The 21,024-nt window shown below is 70.2% G+C and carries 13 protein-coding genes; 6 read left to right on the top strand and 7 right to left on the bottom strand.

The window, feature by feature from the left end:
- Positions 1-93: 93 nt before the first annotated feature.
- The 3 genes from murL to AC3WTD_RS08935 form a co-directional block, all read right to left on the bottom strand.
- Positions 94-1,437, bottom strand: a complete 1,344-nt coding sequence (gene murL, locus AC3WTD_RS08925; RefSeq protein WP_492613564.1) for a UDP-N-acetyl-alpha-D-muramoyl-L-alanyl-L-glutamate epimerase — start codon at positions 1,435-1,437, stop codon at positions 94-96.
- Between the two features lie 151 nt (positions 1,438-1,588).
- Positions 1,589-4,204, bottom strand: a complete 2,616-nt coding sequence (locus AC3WTD_RS08930; RefSeq protein ID WP_492613565.1) for a bifunctional aspartate kinase/diaminopimelate decarboxylase — start codon at positions 4,202-4,204, stop codon at positions 1,589-1,591.
- A gap of 369 nt (positions 4,205-4,573) precedes the next feature.
- Positions 4,574-6,091: a fumarate hydratase gene (locus tag AC3WTD_RS08935; RefSeq protein ID WP_492613566.1), complete on the bottom strand. Its 1,518-nt coding sequence runs from the start codon at positions 6,089-6,091 to the stop codon at positions 4,574-4,576.
- Positions 6,092-6,538: 447 nt separating this feature from the next.
- On the opposite strand from AC3WTD_RS08935, the gene AC3WTD_RS08940 reads away from it, so the two are divergent.
- The 4 genes from AC3WTD_RS08940 to AC3WTD_RS08955 all read left to right on the top strand — a co-directional run bounded on the left by AC3WTD_RS08940 (position 6,539) and on the right by AC3WTD_RS08955 (position 11,643).
- A complete protein-coding gene (locus AC3WTD_RS08940; RefSeq protein ID WP_492613567.1) occupies positions 6,539-7,420 on the top strand; it encodes a PhzF family phenazine biosynthesis protein in 882 nt (293 codons plus the stop codon).
- A gap of 64 nt (positions 7,421-7,484) precedes the next feature.
- On the top strand, positions 7,485-8,804 hold the full coding sequence (locus AC3WTD_RS08945) for an APC family permease (RefSeq protein WP_492613568.1): 1,320 nt from the start codon (positions 7,485-7,487) through the stop codon (positions 8,802-8,804).
- 50 nt (positions 8,805-8,854) lie between these two features.
- Positions 8,855-9,391, top strand: coding sequence for a (2Fe-2S)-binding protein (locus AC3WTD_RS08950; RefSeq protein WP_492613569.1), 537 nt, complete (start codon positions 8,855-8,857; stop codon positions 9,389-9,391).
- Entirely contained in the window at positions 9,388-11,643 is a 2,256-nt protein-coding gene (locus AC3WTD_RS08955) for a xanthine dehydrogenase family protein molybdopterin-binding subunit (protein ID WP_492613570.1), read from the top strand. Before AC3WTD_RS08950 ends, AC3WTD_RS08955 begins: the two co-directional genes overlap by 4 nt.
- Before the next feature lie 123 nt (positions 11,644-11,766).
- Here AC3WTD_RS08955 and AC3WTD_RS08960 read toward each other — a convergent pair whose 3' ends face one another.
- A complete protein-coding gene (locus AC3WTD_RS08960) occupies positions 11,767-13,365 on the bottom strand; it encodes a hypothetical protein (RefSeq protein WP_027493396.1) in 1,599 nt (532 codons plus the stop codon).
- A 123-nt stretch (positions 13,366-13,488) separates the two neighbouring features.
- On the opposite strand from AC3WTD_RS08960, the gene AC3WTD_RS08965 reads away from it, so the two are divergent.
- On the top strand, positions 13,489-13,992 hold the full coding sequence (locus tag AC3WTD_RS08965; protein WP_492613571.1) for a hypothetical protein: 504 nt from the start codon (positions 13,489-13,491) through the stop codon (positions 13,990-13,992).
- A 68-nt stretch (positions 13,993-14,060) separates the two neighbouring features.
- On the opposite strand, the gene AC3WTD_RS08970 is transcribed toward AC3WTD_RS08965, so the two are convergent.
- Both AC3WTD_RS08970 and AC3WTD_RS08975 read right to left on the bottom strand, forming a co-directional pair.
- Positions 14,061-16,016: a hypothetical protein gene (locus AC3WTD_RS08970; protein WP_492613572.1), complete on the bottom strand. Its 1,956-nt coding sequence runs from the start codon at positions 16,014-16,016 to the stop codon at positions 14,061-14,063.
- A 41-nt stretch (positions 16,017-16,057) separates the two neighbouring features.
- Positions 16,058-16,909: a hypothetical protein gene (locus AC3WTD_RS08975; protein WP_235642385.1), complete on the bottom strand. Its 852-nt coding sequence runs from the start codon at positions 16,907-16,909 to the stop codon at positions 16,058-16,060.
- A 443-nt stretch (positions 16,910-17,352) separates the two neighbouring features.
- Between AC3WTD_RS08975 and fusA the strand changes: the two genes are divergently transcribed.
- On the top strand, positions 17,353-19,392 hold the full coding sequence (gene fusA, locus AC3WTD_RS08980; protein ID WP_492613573.1) for an elongation factor G: 2,040 nt from the start codon (positions 17,353-17,355) through the stop codon (positions 19,390-19,392).
- A 249-nt stretch (positions 19,393-19,641) separates the two neighbouring features.
- Here the strand turns inward: fusA and AC3WTD_RS08985 are convergent, their stop codons facing one another.
- Positions 19,642-20,949, bottom strand: a complete 1,308-nt coding sequence (locus tag AC3WTD_RS08985; RefSeq protein WP_492613574.1) for a DUF58 domain-containing protein — start codon at positions 20,947-20,949, stop codon at positions 19,642-19,644.
- Positions 20,950-21,024: the final 75 nt, after the last annotated feature.

Below are 21,024 nucleotides of genomic sequence, written 5' to 3' on the forward strand. Positions count from 1 at the left end.
CTCCTGCTCTTGCGAATCCCGAATCCCGAATCCCGAATCCCGGCGTCAAAAGCATCGCCCGCGAACGGGCTCCTACGGCGCGAGCGCGGACCTTCATCCGCCGATCGCCACCAGCGCGGGCTGCAACCGCGCCGGCACGCGATGTTCGGGCGATGGTTCCAGCCATGGCTCCAGCGCCAGCTGCGCCGCGTCGAGCTTGGGCAGGATCTCGCTGCGGAAGCGTTCGACCAGCGCGTCCTCCTGCCACTCCGGCCGCTGGCTCAGCGCATACATCGCCGCGCGCGCCTCGGCGCCCTCGCCCACGCATTCGAACGGCTTGTGGTCCTGGTATTCCAGCAACGCGTCGAAGCCGGCGGCCAGGCCTTCGTCGTCGAGCAGGTTGCGGCCGAAGATCGCCAGCAGCCGCGGCTTGGGCAGGAACGGCGCCAGCGCGAGGAACACGAAGTGGCATTTCGGGCATTGCCCGCACCAGCGGTCCACCGGCTTCGGGCCGAGCAGCTTGAAGTTGCGGTTGCAGCTGGAGAACACGTCGAAGTACGACGTCAGCTTCGCGAATGCCCGGGTGATCGCCAGCTCCGAGTACGGCCGCAGCAGCGAGCAGTAGTCGAGATCGGCGGCCACGTGGGTGTGCAGCCAGTCACCCAGCAAGATCTCGAAGGCGAGGCTCTTGCTCCACTGGTGGTTCACCTGCTGGCCGTCGTACTCCAGCGTGGCGGCCGAGGCGGAGCGCTCGTTGGCGAAGGCGATCGAGTCGTAGCCGTACAGGATCGCCGCCACGCCGAGGATCGCCGAGTTCACCGCGGTCACCGGGATATGCCCGTTCCACGCGCCCAGCCGGTTCAGCTCGAACAGGCCGGGCGCCAGCTCGCGCTGGATGTTCAAGGTAGGCAGACCGGTGCGCTCGGCGCAGCCGGCGATCAGCGCGGAGCTGCCCACCCACACCGCGGTGGCCTCGCCGCCGATGGACTTGATCGCCTCCACCGCGACCAGCGAATCCTTGCCGCCGCCGATCGGCACCAGGGTGCGCTTGGGCAGATCGAGCGTGCCGACCACGCTCGCACTGCCACCCCGAGGGAACGCAATCCGACCGCGCAGATCCAGCCCGTTGCGGTAGGCGAACTCGGCCAGGCCATGCAGGTACAGCTGGTCCAGCAGCTCGGCGGTGGCGTCGTCGAGCGGACCACTGGCCAGTTCGATCCGCGGCGGCACGCCGGCCTTGTAATAGCTGATGCCAGCGATCAGATGCAGCAGTTTCAGGGCGGCGTCGAACGCCGCCGCGCGCCCGGCCGGCACCACCGGCGCATTCGGAAAGCGGATGCGCTCGACCAGTTCCTCGCCGTCGTCGAACGCATACGCCAGCTCGGCCACGCCATCGGCGTAGCTCGAACGCACGAAGCGGAAGACCTGGGTCAGGCGCGGTTGCATCGTGTGGCTCACATCTTTCTCCATCGCCCGCATCGTTGGAAGCGAACAGGCTGATTCTAGCTTCGGGCGGTGCCGGCCCGATGGCTTTCGGCGGGCAAAGGCCAGGACAAACGGCGATCCCGCGCCTTTCGCCCGCTTGCCCCCTGGACAGGCGAACCCCGGATCAGGCTTCGATCACCACTTCGTCGGCCTCGTCGCGCAGGTTGTAGTGCGAGGACATCACCTTGCCGTACGCGCCGGTCTGCGCGATCAGGATCACGTCGCCCTCGGCCGCCTCGGGCAGGCGACGATCGGTGCCCAGCACGTCGCCGGATTCGCAGATCGGACCGACTACCTGGTACAGCGCGGTGGCCGGCTGGCCGAGCCGGGTGAGGTTGACGATCTTGTGCCAGGCGTCGTACAGCGCCGGGCGGATCAGGCTGTTCATGCCGGTGTCCACGCCGAGGTAGCGGAAGCCGCCCTTGTCCTTCTGCTGGGTCACCCGGGTCAGCAGCACGCCGGCGTCGGCGACCAGGTAGCGGCCAGGCTCCATCCACAGCTGATATTGCGGATAGACCGCCTTGACCTCGCGCAGCGCGCGGTCGAGCGCGGCGATGTCCAGCGGCGCCTCGCCCGGATGCGCCGGCACGCCGAGCCCGCCGCCGATGTTGAGGAACACCACGCTGGCGATGCGCTCGGCCAGGCTGGCCAGCTGCGCGTAGACCTCGCCCCAGTGGCTGGCGTCGAGCACGCCCGAGCCCAGGTGCGCGTGCAGGCCGCGTACGGTCACGCCGTGCGCATCGGCCAGTTGCAGGAACACCGGCAGCTGGTCCAGCGGCAAGCCGAACTTGCTGCCACTGCCGCCGGTACGCACCTTCTCGTGGTGACCCAGGCCGCGGCCCAGGTCCACCCGCAGCACGATCTCGCGGCCGCGGAACAGCTCGCCCCAGTGCTGCAGCGGATGCAGCGCGTCGAGCGTGACGGTGGCGCGGGTGGCGAGTGCGCCGGCGTAATCCCCGCGCGGCGCGAAGTTCGGCGTGAACAGCAGCGGCGCCGACTCCGGCACCACGGCGCCGACGGCCTCCAGCTCGCCCGGCGACACGCACTCGAACGCGAAGCCTTCCGCCGCCAGCGTGCGCAGGATCGCCGGGTGGGTGTTCGCCTTCACCGCGTAGTGCAGCCGGTCCACCGCCGCCAGCGACTTCAACTCGCGCGCCTGCTGGCGCACCGTGGGCAGGTGGTAGACGTAGCGCGGCGTGGCTTCGGCGGCCAGTTCCAATAGGCGCGGACGCTGCGCCACGCGCCACCACGCCGGCACGGCGGGAACGACCTCGCCGCCGCCGTAAAGCATCTGCCAGCTGGGGCCGAACAACGCGCTGTCGTCGGTGCGTAGCGCGCCCGCCCCGATCAGCAGGTCGTGCAGATGCGGCAGCAGCACATCGACGACTTCCTCGTCCACTACGAAGGTGAGGTTCAGGTTGTTCGACGACTGCGAGATCAGGTGCACGCGCAGCTGGCCGAACTCGGCCAGCACGCCGGACAAGGTGTGCAGCAGCGAGCGCATGCCGCGGCCGACCAGGGTGATCGCCGCGCACGGCGCAATCACCTTGACCCGGCATACCTTGGCCAAATCGCTGGCGAGCGCGGCGATCGCGTCGGAGTCGAGCAGGTTCTCGGTCGGGTCGAGCGACACGGTGACGTTGGTTTCGGCCGAGCCGATCAGGTCCACCGACAGGCCGTGGGTCTTGAAATGGGCGAACACGTCGGCGAGGAAGCCCACCTGCTGCCACATGCCCACCGATTCCATCGACACCAGGGTGATGCCCTTGCGCGCGCTGATCGCCTTCACGCTCGGCGCGTGCGCGCGCACCTCGGGGCCGATCACCGTGCCTTCGAGTTCGGGATGGTTGGTGTCCTTGATCAGCAGCGGCACGCGCGGTTCGCGCAGCGGCGACAGGCAGCGCGGGTGCAGCACCTTGGCGCCAGTGGAGGCGATTTCCTGCGCCTCCTCGTAGTCCAGCCGCTGCAGCAGGCGCGCACCCGGCACCTGGCGCGGGTTGGCGGTGAACATGCCGGCCACGTCGGTCCAGATCTCCACCCGCTGCGCCTTCAGCAGCGCACCGAAGTACGCGGCCGAAGTGTCCGAGCCGCCGCGGCCGAGCAGCACGGTGCGGCCATGCTGTTCGCGCGCGATGAAGCCCTGGGTGATGAACACCTCGCCCAGCGCGGCCAGGCGCGCATTCAAGGCTGCGTCGGGCTTCGCCTCGACCATCGCCGACAGCAGGCGGGTGCGCTCGTTCTGGTTTGGCAGCGCCACCGCCGCCAGGCATTCGCGCGCGTCCAGCCACTGCGTGGCCAGGCCGCTGTGGCTGAGGAACGCCGCGCCGAGCGCGCTGGACATCAGCTCGCCGTGTGCCTGCACCTGCGCCTGCCAGGCCAGTTCGCCGCGCGGCGCCGGGCCGTTGGCGGCCAGCCCGGCCAGGTCGGCCAGACGCGCGCCGAGCGTGTCCGGCAGCGCCAGCTGCATGTGCTCCAGCAGGTCGTAGTGGCGTTGCGCGATCGCGCCGGCCGCCGCCTTGCGCTTGTCCTGCCCACCCTCGCCGCACAGTTGTTTCAGCGCGTCGGTGATACCGGTCAGCGCGGAAACCACCACCAGCACGCGCGCGCCTTCGGCGCGGCGGCTGGCGACCAGTTCGCGGATGTTCTGCCAGCGGGGAAGCGTGGCGACACTGGTGCCGCCGAACTTCATCACGATCCAGGGGGCGTCCGCGGAGAGCGGCGCGGGGTTGGGCGGGGTCACGGGGGTTCGCTATAGGGTGATGGGTATTCGACCAGTGTTGCGCCGCGGCATTGGAATTGCAAATTAATTTTGTGGGCGATCCATTTGGACGTATGGACGGCCGAATGGTCGACACCGCAAGCCCGGCAAAGAAGGAGCGCCCTGCTCCCTCCCCTGCTCGCAGGGGAGGGTTGGGGTGGGGTGCTTTTGGTTTCCGATCGCGGGGCTTGCGGTGACCCTGCGCCACCCCTCCTCAATCCTCCCCCAGAGGGGGAGGAGGCGATGGCGTGCGCTGACACACCTCGATACCAGATCGCGCAAGTCTCGTACCCTCTCCTCAATCCTCCCCCAGAGGGGGAGGAGGCGATGGCGTGCGCTGCGCGCACGGGTTTATTGAACAAAGACGGGGATCTTGCCGATCCTTGCTTGCCATTCGCGCGGGCCGGTCTGGTGTACCGAGCTGCCGCCGGCATCGACCGCCACGGTGACCGGCATGTCCTCGACGGTGAATTCGTAGATCGCCTCCATGCCCAGATCGGCGAAGCCGACCACGCGCGAGGCCTTGATCGCCTTGGAGACCAGGTACGCCGCGCCGCCCACCGCCATCAGGTACACCGAGCGGTGCTTCTTGATCGCCTCGATCGCCGCCGGGCCGCGCTCGGCCTTGCCGACCATGCCGAGCAGGCCGGTCTGGGCCAGCACCTGCTCGGTGAACTTGTCCATGCGCGTCGCCGTGGTGGGGCCGGCGGGGCCGACCACCTCCTCGCGCACCGGGTCGACCGGACCGACGTAGTAGATGAAGCGGCCGTTGAAATCCACCGGCAGCGGCTCGCCGCGGTTGAGCATCTCGACCATGCGTTTGTGTGCGGCATCGCGGCCGGTGAGCAGCTTGCCGTTGAGCAGCAGGGTCTCGCCCGGCTTCCAGCTGGCGACGTCGTCCCGGGTCACCGTGTCGAGGTTCACCCGGCGGCCCTTCGAGGCGTCGTAGGTGAGCTTGGGCCAGTCTTCCAGCGACGGCGGGTCGAGCATCACCGGACCGGAGCCGTCCAGCACGAAGTGTGCGTGGCGGGTGGCGGCGCAGTTCGGGATCATCGCCACCGGCAGGTTCGCCGCGTGGGTCGGAAAATCCTTCACCTTGACGTCGAGCACGGTGATCAGGCCGCCCAGGCCCTGCGCGCCGATGCCGAGCGCGTTGACCTTCTCGAACAACTCGATGCGCAGTTCCTCGGCCCGGTTGGCCGGGCCGCGCGCGATCAGCTCCTGGATGTCGATCTCCTCCATCAGCGCTTCCTTCGCCATCAGCATCGCCTTCTCGGCGGTACCGCCGATGCCCAGCCCGAGCATGCCTGGCGGGCACCAGCCGGCGCCCATGGTGGGCACGGTCTTCAGCACCCAGTCCACGATCGAGTCGGACGGGTTGAGCATGACGAACTTGCTCTTCGCCTCGGAGCCGCCGCCCTTGGCCGCCACGATCACCTCAACGATGTCGCCCGGCACGATCGACATGTTCACCACCGACGGCGTGTTGTCCTTCGTGTTGATGCGCTTGCCGGCCGGGTCGGCCAGCACGCTGGCGCGCAGCTTGTTGTCCGGATTCAGATACGCACGGCGCACGCCTTCGTTGGCCATGTCCTCCAGCGACATGGTGGCGTCGTCCCAGCGCACGTTCATGCCCACCTTGAGGAACACGGTGACGATGCCGGTGTCCTGGCATAGCGGCCGGTGGCCTTCGGCGGCCATCCGCGAGTTGATCAGGATCTGCGCCATCGCGTCCTTCGCGGCGGGCGATTCCTCGCACTCGTACGCGGCGGCGAGGCTCTTGATGTAGTCGACCGGGTGGTAGTAGCTGATGTACTGCAATGCGTCGGCGACGGACTGGATCAGGTCTGCTTGCTTGATGGTGGTCATGGGTCTGGACAGGCGGCTTCGATTCGGGGACCAAGGCGCCGGCGAACGATTGTTCGCGGCGCACAACCCTCCCATTGTGCCGCAAATCGGCCTTCCGCCCGAAAGCGGCCCGCGGCCGCATGACACGGACAGCACGCTTCCGCACGTCCGGCGCGTCAGCCACAAGCCGCAAGAAATTTCTGGCAATCAGACACTTCCATGATCAGACGCGCCGGTCCAGACTCGCGCAACCAGCGCGGATCGTGTTCAGGGGCCGCGACTGAGGTGTGGGGTCGACTCGACTGCAAGCTGCCGGCGAACTGCCGCGGCCGCAACGAGTCCGACGTTTCGACAACTCGTTCCATGCCGGCAGGAACGGCTGCGCGCCGGTGCCGGCGTTGCCGCCTGTCACTTGTCGGCAGCGCCCGCCGGTGCAATCGTCGGGCGGTTGCCCTACCGGAAACCACCATGCCCTGCAACCGCCGCTTCATCCAGCTCGACGTGTTCTCCGCCAAGCCGCTGCTGGGCAATCCGCTGGCCGTGGTGGTCGACGGCGCCGGCCTCGACGACGCCACGATGCAGGCGTTCGCGCGCTGGACCAACCTTTCCGAAACCACCTTCCTGCTGCCGCCGACCAGCGCCGCGGCGGACTACCGCGTGCGCATCTTCACCCCGCACCAGGAACTGCCGTTCGCCGGCCACCCCAGCGTGGGCAGCGCCTATGCCGCGATCGAATCCGGCCTGGTGTCGCCGCACCAGCGGCAGCTGCAGCAGGAGTGTGCGGCCGGGCTGCTGCCAGTGCGCGTCGAGGGCAGCGGCAGCGGGCGGATCATCCACGTGCAGGCGCCGCCGGCCGGGTTGCAGACCGTGGCGGCACAGCAGCGTGCCCGGCTCGGCTGGGCCATGCATGCCGAACTGGCGGAAAGCCAGCTGCGTCTGGTCGACAACGGGCCGCGGTGGTTCGTCTGTAACCTGCACGAGGAGGCGGCGGTGCGCCAGCTGCAGCCCGACCTGGCCGCGATCGGCGCGCTTTGCGTAGCCGCCGGCGCCGTCGGCGTCAGCGTATTCGGCCGGCAGCGGAGCGGCGAGGCGAGCATGGCCGTGCGTGCGTTCTGCCCGGCCGACGGCACTCCCGAGGACCCGGTCACCGGCAGCGCCAACGCGGCGATCATGGCCTTCCTCGCCGAGGTCGGCGACCCGGCGGGTTATGGCCTGCGCTACCGCGCCAGCCAGGGGCGCGAAGTGGGCCGCGACGGCTGCGTCGAGGTGGTGCGCGACGCGACGGACGGCAGCATCAGCATCGGCGGCGCCTGCGCCGTGGTCATCCGTGGCGAGCTGCAGCTGGACTGAAGTACTTGTCCGTCCACGCGCCGACCGCCATGCTGCGGCTCCCGCCGCCAGCGACCTCCCCTGCATGAACGACGCCTCTCCCGGCTACGTACGCAGCCTGCGCCCGTGGGATGCTGCGCTGATCGTGGTCGGCGGCGTCATCGGCGGCGGCATCTTCCTCAATCCCGGCATCGTGGCGCAGCGCACCGAGTCAGGACTGGCGCTGCTGCTGATGTGGGTGGCCGCCGGCCTGCTCACCCTGGTCGGCGCGCTGTGCTACGCCGAGCTGGGCGCGCGGCGGCCGCGTGCGGGCGGCAGCTACGTATACCTGCGCGAGGCGTTCGGGCCGCTGGCCGGCTTCCTGTTCGGCTGGACCATGCTGCTGGTGATCTACTCCGGCTCCACCGCGGCGGTGGCGACGATCTTCGCCCGCTACGCCGCCGCGCTGTTCGGGCTGCCGGCGGCGTGGACGTTGCCGCTCGCCGTCGGCGCGCTGGTGTTCGTCAGCGGCATCAACCTGTTCGGCATCCGCCTCGGCGCTCAGGTGCAGAACCTGTTCGCCCTGCTCAAGCTGCTGGCGGTGGCGGCACTGGTGGGGTGTGGCCTGTTCCTCGCCGGCGCCGGGCACGGCCAGGTGCTGGCGGCCGATCCGGCGCGCCAGGACGTCGGTTTCATGGGCGCCGCGCTGCCGGTGCTGTTCGCCTATTCCGGCTTCACCTATCTCAACAACCTCGCCGGCGAGGTGCGCGACCCGCAGCGCACGCTGCCGCGCGCGCTGACCCTCGGCATGCTGCTGGTGATCGGCGCCTATGCGCTGGTCAACGTGGCTTATCTCGCGGTACTCGGCCATGCCGGGCTGGCCGCCAGCAGCGCGCCGGCGGCGGACGTGATGCAGCAGGTGGCCGGCCCGCTTGGCGCGAAGCTGATTGCGCTGGGCGTGGCGATCTCCACCCTGGGCTTCTGCAACATCACCCTGGTCGCCGGCGCGCGAGTGCTGCAGGTGATGGGCGAGGACGGGCTGTTCTTCCGCGCGGTGGCGCGGCTGCACCCGCGCTGGCGCACGCCGAACACCGCGCTGCTGCTGCTTTCCGGCTGGGCCATCGTGCTGGCGCTGTCCGGCAGCTACGGCCAGCTGCTGGACTACGCCACCTTCGGCGACTGGCTGGCCTGCGCGATCGGCGTGGCCACGCTGTTCTGGTACCGCCGCCACGATACCGGCACCGAGGGCTTCCGCGTGCCGGGTTACCCGTGGCTGCCGCTGCTGTTCGTCGCCGCGGTGACGCTGGTGGTGCTGCTGTCGCTGCGCGACAACCCGCGCAACACCGGCATCGGCCTGCTGATCATGCTCGCCGGCGTGCCGGTCTATGCGCTCTGGCGTCGCCTGTTCAGCCGCATGCGTCCCTAGCCCGCGGCAGCAATGCCACAATGCGCGGATCGACCCCGAGGAGATGATGGATGGCGCGCGTGCAAGCCCAGGTCCTGTCGACCGCCCAGGAAAGCGGCGTCGTGGCGGAGAAGATCCGCGACGGCATCGACCTCGAGGTCAACGGCGAGCGCTTCCGCCACACCGGCGATCCGCAGATGCCGCTGCTGTGGTACCTGCGCGACGTGCTGCGGCTGACCGGCACCAAATACGGCGGCGAAGCCGGCGAAAACGGCGCCGACCTGGTGCTGGTCGACGGCAAGGCGGTCTCCGCGATCATGCAGCCGCTGACCAGGCTGGCCGGCAAGGCGGTGACCACCGTGGAAGGTCTGGCCGCCAACGACGGCAGCCTGCATCCGCTGCAGCAGGCCTTCATCGACGAGGACGCGATCGGCTGCGGCTACTGCACGCCAGGTTGGCTGATCGCCGGCATCGACCTGCTGCGGCGCAAACCCCAGCCGGACGATGGCGACATCGACCAGCTGCCGAACCTGTGCCGCTGCGGCTGCCAGACCCGCGTGCGCCGCGCGATCAAGCGCGCCGCCGCCGGCAAGGCAGCCCGCGCATGAGCGGCCACGGCATCCGGCTCTCGCGCCGCCGCTTCCTGCAGGTGCTGGCCGGCGGCGCCGGTGCGCTGGTGGTGGGCATCCGCGTCGCCGACGCCGCCGACGCGCCACTGCCGCCGGCCATGCTCGGCGACAACCTCTACGACCTCGGCGCCTACGTGCGCATCGACGCCAGTGGCAACGTGCTGATCGGCGCACGCGACCCGGACACCGGCAGCGGCGTCGCCACCGCACTGCCGCGGATCATCGCCGACGAACTGGACGCCGACTGGAACCGCGTCGGCGTGGTGCCGCTCGGCCTTGGCGTGGAGAACGACAACGGCAAGCCGCGCTGGACCTACGGCCGCCAGCTCGGCGGCGTCGGCGGCTCGATCCCCGCCGCGTGGAACGACCTGCGCCAGATCGGCGCGGTGGCGCGCTGGCTGCTGCTGCAGGCGGCGGCGCGCCGGCTCGGCGTGCCGGCCAGCCGCCTGCACTGCGAGGCCGGCACGGTGATCGCGCCGGACGGCCGCCGCTTCGGCTACGGCAGCCTGGCCGCCGATGCCGGCAAGATCGCGCTGCCGTCCAGCGTGCCGCCGCTGAAGAACGCCGCCGACTACCGTCTGATCGGCCAGAGCGCCGGCGACGTCGATGCGCGCGCCATCGTCACCGGCACCGCCCTCTACACCATCGACCACTACTACGGCGACGCGCTGGTCGCCGTGTTGACGCATTGCCCGTGGCCGGACGGCACGCTGGCACACATCGACACCACCGACACGCTCGCCGTGAAAGGCGTGGTGAAGGTCGTCCAGCTCAAGCCCGAGCCCGGCCAGCCGCTGGGCAGCACGGTGATCGCCCCGGCGGTGGCGGTGCTGGCCGAAAACACCTGGGCCGCCTTGCAGGGCCGCGCGAAACTCCAGCTCGAATGGAAGCCCGGCGCCAGCAGCGGCGAGAACAGCGCTGCGCTGGAGCAGCAGGCCACCACCCTGCTCGCCGGCGATGCCCTGCCCACCAGCCGCGTGCGCAACGACGGCGACGTCGACGCCGCCGGCAGGAAAGCGGCGCGTCGCCTCGACGCCACCTACGTGCAGCCGTGGCTGGCGCACGCCACCGCCGAACCGATGAACTGCCTGGTGCGGCTGGACAAGGACCGCGCCAGCCTGGTCGTGCCGACCCAGGCGCCGCAGAAAGCCTGGGCCGTGGTGCAGCGTCTGACCGGTCTGGCCCCCGACCGCATCGACATCCGCGTGCCGCGCGTCGGCGGCGGCTACGGCCGCCGGCTCGACCACGACTACGTCGCCGAAGCGGTGCTGCTGGCCAAGGCTGTCAACAAGCCGGTGCGCCTGCTGTGGACGCGCGACGAGGACTTCAGCCACGACTGTTACCGCGCCGGCAGCGTGCACCGGATCAGCGCGATCGTCGACCGCAAGCGCCAGCTGCTGGCCTGGCACCAGCGCATGGCCAGCGCCTCCGCGCTGGCGCGTCGCGGCACGCCGGACGACCGCCTGTGGACGTCCGAACTGCAGGCCGACCAGTTGCCCGCCGCGCTGGTGCCGAACTACCGCAGCGACTGGTACGCGCTGGAATCGGCGCAGCCGCGCGGCCCGATGCGCGGCATGCCGCACCTCAGCAACGCGTTCGCGGTGGAAAGCTTCATCGATGAGCTCGCGCACCAGATGCGCGAGGACCCGCTGAAAACCCGCCTACGCATCCTCGGCGAACCGCGCGCGTTGCCGTTGAGCAGCGGCGGCACACTGGACACCGGCCGCCTGGTGAACGTGCTCAAGCTGGTCGCCGACCGCATCGAGTGGAAGAACTGGCTGCGCACCATCAACGGTCTCGGCATCGCCTGCTGGCACGTCGACGGTGCCTACGTGGCGCATGCGATCGAAGCGGCGATGCAGGGCGAACAGCTGGTCATCCAGCGCGTCGTCTGCGCGGTCGACGTCGGCCACGTGATCAATCCGCTGGGGCTGCAGGGCCAGGTGGCCGGCGCCACGCTGGACGCGCTGTCCATCGCGCTGAATGCGGCCATCACCGTCAAGGACGGCCAGGTGCAACAGCACAGCTACAAGGATTATCCGCTGGCCAGCATGGCGCAGCTGCCGAACGACGTGGAAGTGATCACCGTCCCCGGCGACCGCGCGCCGGCCGGCGCCAGCTTCCTCGCCATGCCCACCGCCGCCCCTGCGCTGGCCAACGCCGTGTTCCGCGCCAGTGCCGTGCGCGTGCGCCGGCTGCCGCTGATGAAGGAACTGCTGCGACTGCTGTGAATATCCGGGAGGCGGCGCCTCATTCGCGAAGGCTCCAAGAGAAAAACGGGGCCGCCCCACGGCGGCCCCGTTCCGTACACCTCGCCGAGACTGTCCGGCCGACAAGGCCGGACGGTGCATCGGTTACAGGCAGCCCGGGAACTTGAACGACGCGATGCGCGTGTTCCAGTTGAACGAGCCGGTGCTTTTCAGGTACTCGGTGGTGTACCAGAACGTGCAATCGTCGACCGGGTCGACCGTCATCGCGCTGTAGTCGCCCCAGCGCGACAGGTTGTTGCCGCTCTGCGAACCCAGGCCCTCGATGATGCTGTTCTCGGCCTGCATGGTGCTCAGCGCATCGGTGCCGAGGCGGCCGGTGTAGCGGATCGCCGGGTGCAGTGCGCTGCTGGATACGCTGTAGCCCAGCGCCATGTCGCCCATCTTGTCCATCGCCACCGAGCCCATCCAGCGGTAGCTGGTGTCCGGCGAGAAGGTGGACTGCTGATAGACCACCGGCGTAGTGCCCGGGCTGCGCACCTCATACCAGCGCACGCCGGTATACGGGTCGCGGTGCGTGGTGCCGACCTGCACCGAATGGCTCACCACCAGCGACTCGTAAGTGCCGAAGTTGCGGTAGGCCAGGCGGAACATCAGCCGGTCGGCCAGCGAGTCGAGCTTCTGGCTGGTGCCAGACTGCGGAATGCAGGTACCGCCGCCGCAGGCCGCGGCGAACGAGGCCACTGGGATGCTGACCGGGCCGGTCAGCGTGGTGTTGGCCGTGTTCGCCCAGTCGACGTGGAACTTCCACAGGTTCAGCTTGCTGGAGCCGAAGTTCATCAGGTAGTTCGGCGAACCGGCCGGCGGCGCGGTGGCGCCGTCGAGGTCGGCCGGCAGCACACCGCCATAGCTGCTGGACAGCTGGAAGCACTGCTGCGTGGCCGCGGCGCCGCTCAGCATCGCGTTGCGGTTATAGGCGCAGAGCTTCGCGCCGGAGAACGTGTTGCCGCTGAACATGTTGAACGTTTCGTAATAGGCATCCGGCCATACGCCCATCTTCGGGTAGTCCGGGAAAACGCTGCCGTACGGGAACGCGTAGCGGTAGTAGGCGCCGGTGGCGTCGCTGGTCGCCGACACCGCCACGCACTGGTAGTACGGCGCGGCAGTCACCGCGAACTGGGAGATCACCCAGCGGCCGGCCGCCTTGTCGTAGACCACGGTGGCATCGCCGTCGTTGTCGGTTTCGCACGGGCCACCGAAACCGGCCCACAGCGTGTTGGTCGTCACCGGGCCGTAGGTCACGGCCTTGGTCGACTTGTCGAACACCGCGAACGCGCTGTTGACGATCTGCACGTATTGCGTGGCACCGACCGCACCGTTGGTATCCGGCGGCGCGCTGTTGACGGTGAACGTACCCTGCGGGCCGCTGAAGCCCTGGCCCACGCCGTCGAAGCCGGCGCCGAGTGCGGGCGCGAAGCTGCCGGTGGGGCTGCTCTGCACCGCGCCGTCGGTCTGGTTGCCTGGGCCGTCGATGAAGGGCAGCCGGTGGGCCGGATGTGCGTGCGAGTTCTTGGCGAAATCATCCGGACGCGGCATCACGCCGCGCAGCGAATGCAGGGTGTCGTGCTGCACCGCCGGCGTGACCTCGGGCCCCGTGGTGGTGGCGGCCTGGGCGCTTCCGGTGATGGCAAGACTGATGGCGGCACACAGCGCGAGGCTGAGGCCGCCGGACGTTGACAATGACATGAATTTCTCCCTCCAGAAAACAGCATTGGCTTTCTCTGAACCGGATACGGACGCGAGTAACGGCGCCTGCGGCGACGTGCCGCGAGCCCACACCGGTGACGCCTTTCCGTATCGCGGCATGCGATGCCGCGCCCCCACGGAAAGGTGCCAGCATATGGCGCCGCGCAACTTCCGGCAGCCTTTCAATTCCGCGCAATTTCCTGCGAATACGCGGCCAGTTTCGCGTTAGCCCATGGCGGTCACGGCAACGGCGACCGCCACGCCACGACGCCGGCACTTCCATCAACTCCGGTGCCATCGAAAAGCGGGGCGACGTTCGACGTCGAGGTGCCGCCCGCCGAGGCGTGCGGCATGCCTCCAACGGAATCGTCATGCGCGATGCGTGATGCTGGGGCGCCAACACGCCGGAGCTCCCGATGGCCGCCGAGCCTTCCAGCCCCTACACGTTTGGATTGGAGGAGGAGTTCGTCCCTGCGACACCTCGACACCATCGTCACCCACGGCACCAGCGCACAGCAGCAACTGGTTCTCTATCACGGCCGGCGCAACGCAGGATCAGGCAACATCGAGGCACTGCGCGCCGTGATCGACTGGCTGGCTGAAACCAGCATTCCCGTTTCGGATTGAGCAAAGAAGAAGCGGCGAGCCTGCGACGCATCCGGTGCGCCCGAGCAGGAATGACCGTCCGCCGCGCCTCAATGGAACTGGTCGTTCGCCGGTACCCACGAGCTGGATGACGCGGCGGGGACGGCGGGCTTCACCGGCAACACGATGCCTACGCAGCCCGGCGGCGGTGGACCGCCGGCGACGCGCGCGGCGGCGCATTCGGCGCTGTTGTCGAACTTGACCATCGGCACGGGGGCGGCACGGCTGGCCGCCGGCGCGGGTGCGGCCACCGGGTTGGCGGGCGCCAAGTGCAGGCGCTCGTAAGCCTTGGCGCCGACCGGCTTGGCGGGCGGGTCGGGATTGGCGCAGCCGAGCAGCGCGATCGGCAGCAGCGGCTTGATCGAGCACTCCACCCGCACGCCGCGCGGCAGGTGGAAGGTATGGTTGACCGTGGTCTTCTCCACCGCGCGGCGCAACGCGGTGTCGATCGAGCTTTCGCCTTCGGGGGTCCAGTCCTGCTCGAAGCGGGTGGGCTGGTAGCCGATGTTCGGCGTGCCGTGGCGCATGATCTCGGTGTCCCCGCGCGGCTTGAGCTGCACGTAGCCGCCCAGTGCACCCTGCCGCGCACCTTCTTTCGCGCCGGGCTGGTGGCCGCCAAGCTGGCCCTTGCCGGGCTGCTCTCCGCGACGCCCGTGATCGTTGCCCTGCCGCGCCGCCGGCGATGCGGGGCTGCCGGCGTTGGCGCTTTCCGGCGCAGCAAGCACGCCTTCGGGCGTGCCGGGCGTACCCAGGTCGCTGCCTTGCGGCGTGGCGTCGGGAGCGCGGCTGACATCGCGCACGCCGGCAGCCTCGGCCGGGCTTGGCGTCGCTTGTTCGGCCGCAGCAGGCGACGACTCCGCAGGCGGACTGCTCGCCGATGGCGCCGGCGCGGCGGCGGCAGCGACAGCCGGCGGTGTGCTCAATTGCGGCCGCTCAATGGACGTCTGGACGTCCATCTTCTTCGCGGCTTCGGTAACCTCGACCTTCGCTTTCGGCACCGACGGCTCGACCCGCGCTGGTACCGCCGGCGCCAGCGGCACCGCCTCGAGTTCCGCCTCGGCCACCTCGATCGACGGTGCCTGCAGCTGCGGCTTCTCGGCTGGCACGCTCGGCGCCGGCATGCTCGGTGACGCCCGCAGATTGACGCTCGGCAAAGGCTGCGCCGGCAACGGCACGGGCTGCAGCTCGGGCACCGGCGGCGCGGCGGGAAGCTGTGCACGCACCGGCGCCACGCTGGCCGGCGCAGCGGATTTCGGCAACTCGGTGTTCAACGCGATGCTGGAGATGGTGATCGGCGGCGCGGCCTGCGGCGGCAGCTCGGGCAGCGCCAGCGACGGTGGCGGCGGCATTGGGCGGTTGCCCTCCAGCTGCGGCCGGCGCACCGCTTCGGGCTGGAACTTCGGCGACACCGGCGGCTGCACGGCAGGCGTCGGCAGCGTCACCGCCGGCGGCTCGCCGGCCAGCGGTACGGGCTGCAGTTCGGGCGCCGGCTGCGGCAGGCTCACCGGCGCGGGCGGCGCGGCGGGCGGCTGCGCTTTCGGCGCGTGCGTCTTCGCGGCTTTCGCGATCGCCGGCGGTGCAACGGCCGTGGCCGGCGGCGACGCCACCGCGGCCTCGGTGTTCGCGCTGCGTTCGCTGACCGACGCGGGCCGGTGGCTGCGGCCCTGGTGCCGCGGACCGCGCTCCTTCGGCGGAGTGCCGCGCACCGGCGGCGGTGGCGGCGGCTCGGGCGGCTCGATCAGGCGCACCTGCAGCAGCTGCTGCCGCGGCTCCGCGGGTGGCACCACCTCGAACGCCGGGCCGAGCACGAAGCCGAACAGGAACACCAGGTGCACCAGCAACGCGCCGACCATGGCGAGGATGCGCAGGCCGCGTTCGCGCGGACGCGGACGAGTGTGCTGGTGGTAGACCCTGGCCCGCGTGGCCGCCGCCAGCGGCGAGTTCAGCATCACCCGCGCCGGATTGGCGGGGCGGCTGGCGGCTGGCGGGTCCGGCGGTGGGGGCATGCGGCGAGTGTAGCGGGCACTGGCGCGCCTTCGCATGACGCTCAGTGGCCGCGCGCGGCACCCGCGGCACGCTCGCGCAGCTCGGCATCGACTGCGCGATTCGCGGTATCGACCGGACAGCCCCACGCCAGCGGCTTGCCGGCGCGGTACATCGCAATGCATGCCTCTTCGCTGGGTTTCGTCGGCGCATGCGCGTCGCCGGCCAGCGGCTTCGCGGGCGCCATGCTGAGACGTTCGTCGCCGCTTTTCGCCGAAGGCGGTGGCGGCGGATCGCCACCGCAGCCACCGGCCAGCATGGCCAGCGAAACGCCACAATGGATGCGCACGCCGCCGGGCAGGTTGACGGTCTTCCTCACCGTGGTGTTGTCCACCAGTTTCTGCAGCGCGCTGTCGAACGCATTGCCGCCGCTGCTCCAGTCCTTCTCGAAGCGCGTGGCCTGATAGGTGACCGCGCTGCGATGCTGCATGACCCGCGGATCGCCCTGCGGCAGGCGCTGCACGTAGTCGGGCGCGGGCGCGCTGGCCGCGGCCGCCGGCAGTAGCGGTTGGCCCTGTTCGTCGTAAAGACGCGGTGCAGCGGCCGGTGCCGGCGCCTGCAGGGTCATCGTGCCCTTCGCCGGCGGCTCGTACGAACGCGGCGGCAGGCGGGGCCGCGACGGCGCGACTGGCGCTGGCGGGGGTGGCGCCGTCGCGGTGGGCGACGCCCGCATGATGAACCGCACCTGCAGCACCTCCGCCTGCGCGGGCGCCGCGGCAGGGATCGTGGGCGGGCGCATCTGCTGCCAGACCACCAGCACGAACAGCACGTGCAGCAGGCCGGCTACCAGCAGCGCCAGCCAGTGCGCGCGGCGGTCGCGCCACGACTCGCGCCAGCGCCCCGGCCGCAACAACACCCGCCCCGCGTCATCCCGCAGGCCCGGGCCGCGGCCCGGCTGGGCCGGTGGCGCATTCGACGGCGAAGGGTGGTGCCGGGCAAGCGGCTGCGGGCGAACGATGACGGTGCCTCTTGGGGTAATGGCTGCACACAGCATGGCCGATGACGCTTGAACCTGCGCCGATCGGTCGTCGGCGGCAGGCTGGCGGGCCTTGCGCTGGGACCGCCGCCGCGCCGCGCCGGTTCCCCGCATTGCAGCTTGACCGAACCGGCGGATGGCTCAAGGCTAGCCGGACGGCGCCACGCGCCGTCTCTCCGCCATGACCGCCCCTGCCCGGCGCACGGCTCGCCTGCCCAGGTGCAGGACGACCATGACGGCCCGCCATCGTCAGCCGCCAACGCGCGGCCTCGTGCGGTGCCGTTCGTGCCACGAGGCCACGCCCTGCATGGGAGGGTCGCATCGTGACGTATTCCACGGAAAGCATCCGCAACATCGCGCTCACCGGGCACGCCGGCGTGGGCAAGACCACGCTGTTCGAAGCGCTGCTGCACGCCGGCGGCGCGATCCAGGCGTTGGGCTCGGTCGAGCGCGGCAACACGGTGTCGGACAGCGACAGCCAGGAAAAGGCGCGCGCCCACTCCATCGACAGCTGCATCGCGCAGATCGAGCACGGCGACTGCCGCCTCAACCTGATCGACACCGCCGGCTACGCCGACTTCCGCGGCGGCACGCTGTCGGCGCTGGCCGCGGTGGAAACGGCGGCGGTGGTGGTCAACGCGGTCAACGGCATCGAGCACGGCACCCGCCGCATGATGATGCACGCCAGGGCGCGTGGTCTGGCGCACATGCTGGTGATCAACAAGATCGACTACGACGGCGCCAAGCTGGGCGCGCTGGTGGATGCGCTGCGCGAGGAGTTCGGCAACGAATGCCTGCCGGTGAACCTGCCCGCCGGCCGCGGCAGCCGCGTGCTGGACTGCTTCTTCCATGCCGACGGCGCCACCGATTTCTCCTCGCTGGCCGAGGCGCACCAGCGCATCCTGGACCAGGTGGTCGAGGTCGACGAGACCGTGATGGACCGCTACCTCGACGCCGGCGAAGGCGCGCTGACCCCGCAGCAGTTGCACGACGCCTTCGAACAATGCCTGCGCGAAGGCCACCTGGTGCCGATCTGCTTCGTCAGCGCGCGCACCGGCGCGGGCGTGCCCGAACTGCTGGACGTGGCCGCGCGGCTGCTGCCGAACCCGGCCGAGGGCAACCCGCCGCCGTTCGTGCGCGGCGACGGCACGCCGCTGCAGGTCAGCGCCGACCCGGCGGCCCACGTAATCGCCGACGTGTTCAAGATCGTCAACGACCCGTTCGTGGGCAAGCTCGGCGTGTTCCGCGTGTGGCAGGGCACGGTGCGCCGCGACAGCCAGCTGCTGGTCGACGACGGCCGCAAGCCGTTCAAGGTCGGCCACCTGCTGCGTCCGCAGGGCAAGGGCCACGTGGAGATCGAGGCGGCGATCCCCGGCGACATCGCCGCGGTGGCTAAGGTGGAGGAGATCCATTTCGACGCAGTACTGCACGACTCGCACGACGAGGACCTGATTGCGCTGGCGCCGCCGAGTTTCCCCTCGCCGATGTTCGGCCTGGCGCTGGTGCCCAGGCACAAGGGCCAGGAGCAGAAACTCTCCAACGCGCTGGCCCGGCTGGCCGAGGAAGACCCGTGCTTCCGCGTCGAGCACCACAAGGAACTCAACGAGACGGTGGTGCGCGGGCTGTCCGAACTGCATCTGAAGGTGGTACTGGAGCGCATGCGCGAACGCTACGGCGTCGAGGTGGAGGCGCAGCCGCCGCGCATCGCCTACCGCGAAACCATCGCCGCCGACGCCGAAGGCCACCACCGGCACAAGAAGCAGACCGGCGGCGCCGGCCAGTTCGGCGAGGTGTTCCTGCGCGTCGAGCCGTTGGAGCGCGGCGCCGGCTTCGAGTTCGTCGACGCGGTGAAGGGCGGCGTGATCCCCGGCCAGTTCCTGCCGGCGATCGAGAAGGGCGTGCGCCAGGCGATGGAGCACGGTGCGGTCGCCGGCTATCCGCTGCAGGACCTGCGCGTAACCGTGTACGACGGCAAGTACCACCCGGTCGACTCCAAGGAAGTCGCCTTCGTCAGCGCCGGCAAGAAGGCCTTCCTCGATGCGGTCGGCAAGGCGCAGCCGATCGTGCTGGAACCGATCGTCAACGTCGAGGTGGCGATTCCCGAGAGCAGCGTGGGCGACGTCACCGGCGGCCTCGCCGGCAAGCGCGCGCGCATCCTGGGCACCGACACCCAGCGCGGCGGCGAACTGGTGATCAAGGCACAAGCACCGCTGGCCGAACTCACCGACTACCCCACCGAACTGAAATCCATGACCGGCGGCCGCGGCCGCTACAGCCTCGACCTCAGCCACTACGAAGCGGTGCCGCCGCCGGTGCAGAAGCAGCTCAGTGCAGCGTGGAAGCCGCACGCGGAGGAGGAGTGATGGATACCTGCGACGTTCGGAGATTGAAACCGGGGATTCGAACCGGCATCGAAACCTGTCTCTTGCAAGCCCCTCTCCCCTCAGGAGAGGGGTTGGGGTGAGGGTCCGGGCGAAGCGAGCAGCAGCAATCCACATTGCAGCCGCACGCTTCGCCCGAACCCTCATCCGGCGCTGCGCGCCACCTTCTCCCGGAGGGAGAAGGGCCGTGTCGGCCGAGCCGCGGCGCGTATCCGCACAGCCAATCCCAGCCTATAGCCGGCTGCTGCGCTTCACCGAGAGATAGCGTTCGATCAGTGCGCCGGACAATTCGCTGCAACTGACGTCAAGCACGTTGACGCCTTCGCGGCGCAGCGCTTCGTGCACGCGTTCGCGTTCGGCCAGGTAGTGCATCGCGGCGGCGCTGCGGATGCCGGTTTCCAGTTCGTCGCCGGGGTCGGCGGCGGCGCGGTCGAGGGCCAGTTCGCGCAGGCTGACCAGCATCACCAGATGGCGCCTGGACAGCATGCTCACCGCGGCGCGCAGTTCGGCGTCGTCCTCGTCGCGCACGTTGGTGACCAGCACCACCAGCGCGCGGCGCCGTTGGTGCGCCTGCAGCGCGCTGGCGGCGGCGAGGTAGTCGGTGGCCAGCGGCATCGCCTGCAGGTCGTAGCCGGCGCCGAGCAGCATGTCCATGCCGCCGCTGCCCTGCTGCGGCGGCAGCCAGCGCTGCTGTTGGCCGGTGCAGGCCAGCAGGCCCACCGCGTCGCCCTGGCGCAGTGCGATGCTGGCCAGCGCCAGCGAGGCGTTGAGCACGTGGTCGAAGTGCGCCAGCTGGTCGTCCTGCGCCAGCATGCGGCGGCCGCAGTCGAGCATCAGCACCACCTGCTGGTTGCGCTCATCGCGGTACTCGCGCGAGATCAGCCGGCTGCTGCGCGCGGTGGCCTTCCAGTCGATCTTGCGCAGGCTGTCGCCGACGCGGTAGTCGCGCAGCTCCTGGAACTCGGTGCCTTCGCCGCGGCGCCGCTGCAGCCGCGCGCCGACGCTGCGCGAGGCCAGCTCAACGCTCAGTCCGGCCAGCTCGGCCAGCGCGGCGAAGTTCGGATAGACCCGCACCGTCGATGCCGCACCGAGCACGCGGCGCGCGGTCCAGCAATGCCACGGCGAACGCAGTTGCACGTGGCAGCCGTCAAAGCTGAACTGGCCGCGCGCATCGGGGGTGACCGCGTAGTCGAGCAGCACCTCGCTGCCCGGCGGCAACACCACCGTGCGCGGCATGCCGCTTGCCGCCCAGCCGCCCGGATGCAGGTCGTGCAGGCGCAGCTTCTGCGCGCGCCGTGCCGTGCCACGCAGGCGCAGGCTCACACGTGCCTCCGGCCCCAGCGGCAGCACCGGCGCCAGCTCGCGCTGCACGGTGGGCGACGGCGTCCGGCGCAGGCGCCAGCCGTCGATGAGCGTCAGCAGCGTGACCGCGCTGCCGCCGGCCAGCCATGCCGCCAGCGGTAGCCAGCCGAGGCTGACCAGCACGCCGAGTACGGTCCAGCCAAGCAGCAGCCACAGCAGCGCGGGAGCTGGCCGCATCAACAGCCCCCGAGCATGCGTGTAGGAGCGCACCCTGTGCGCGATGCTCTGATGCTCCATCGGAGCGAAGAGCAT

The sequence above is a fragment of the Rhodanobacter sp. FW106-PBR-R2A-1-15 genome (genome assembly GCF_058789735.1).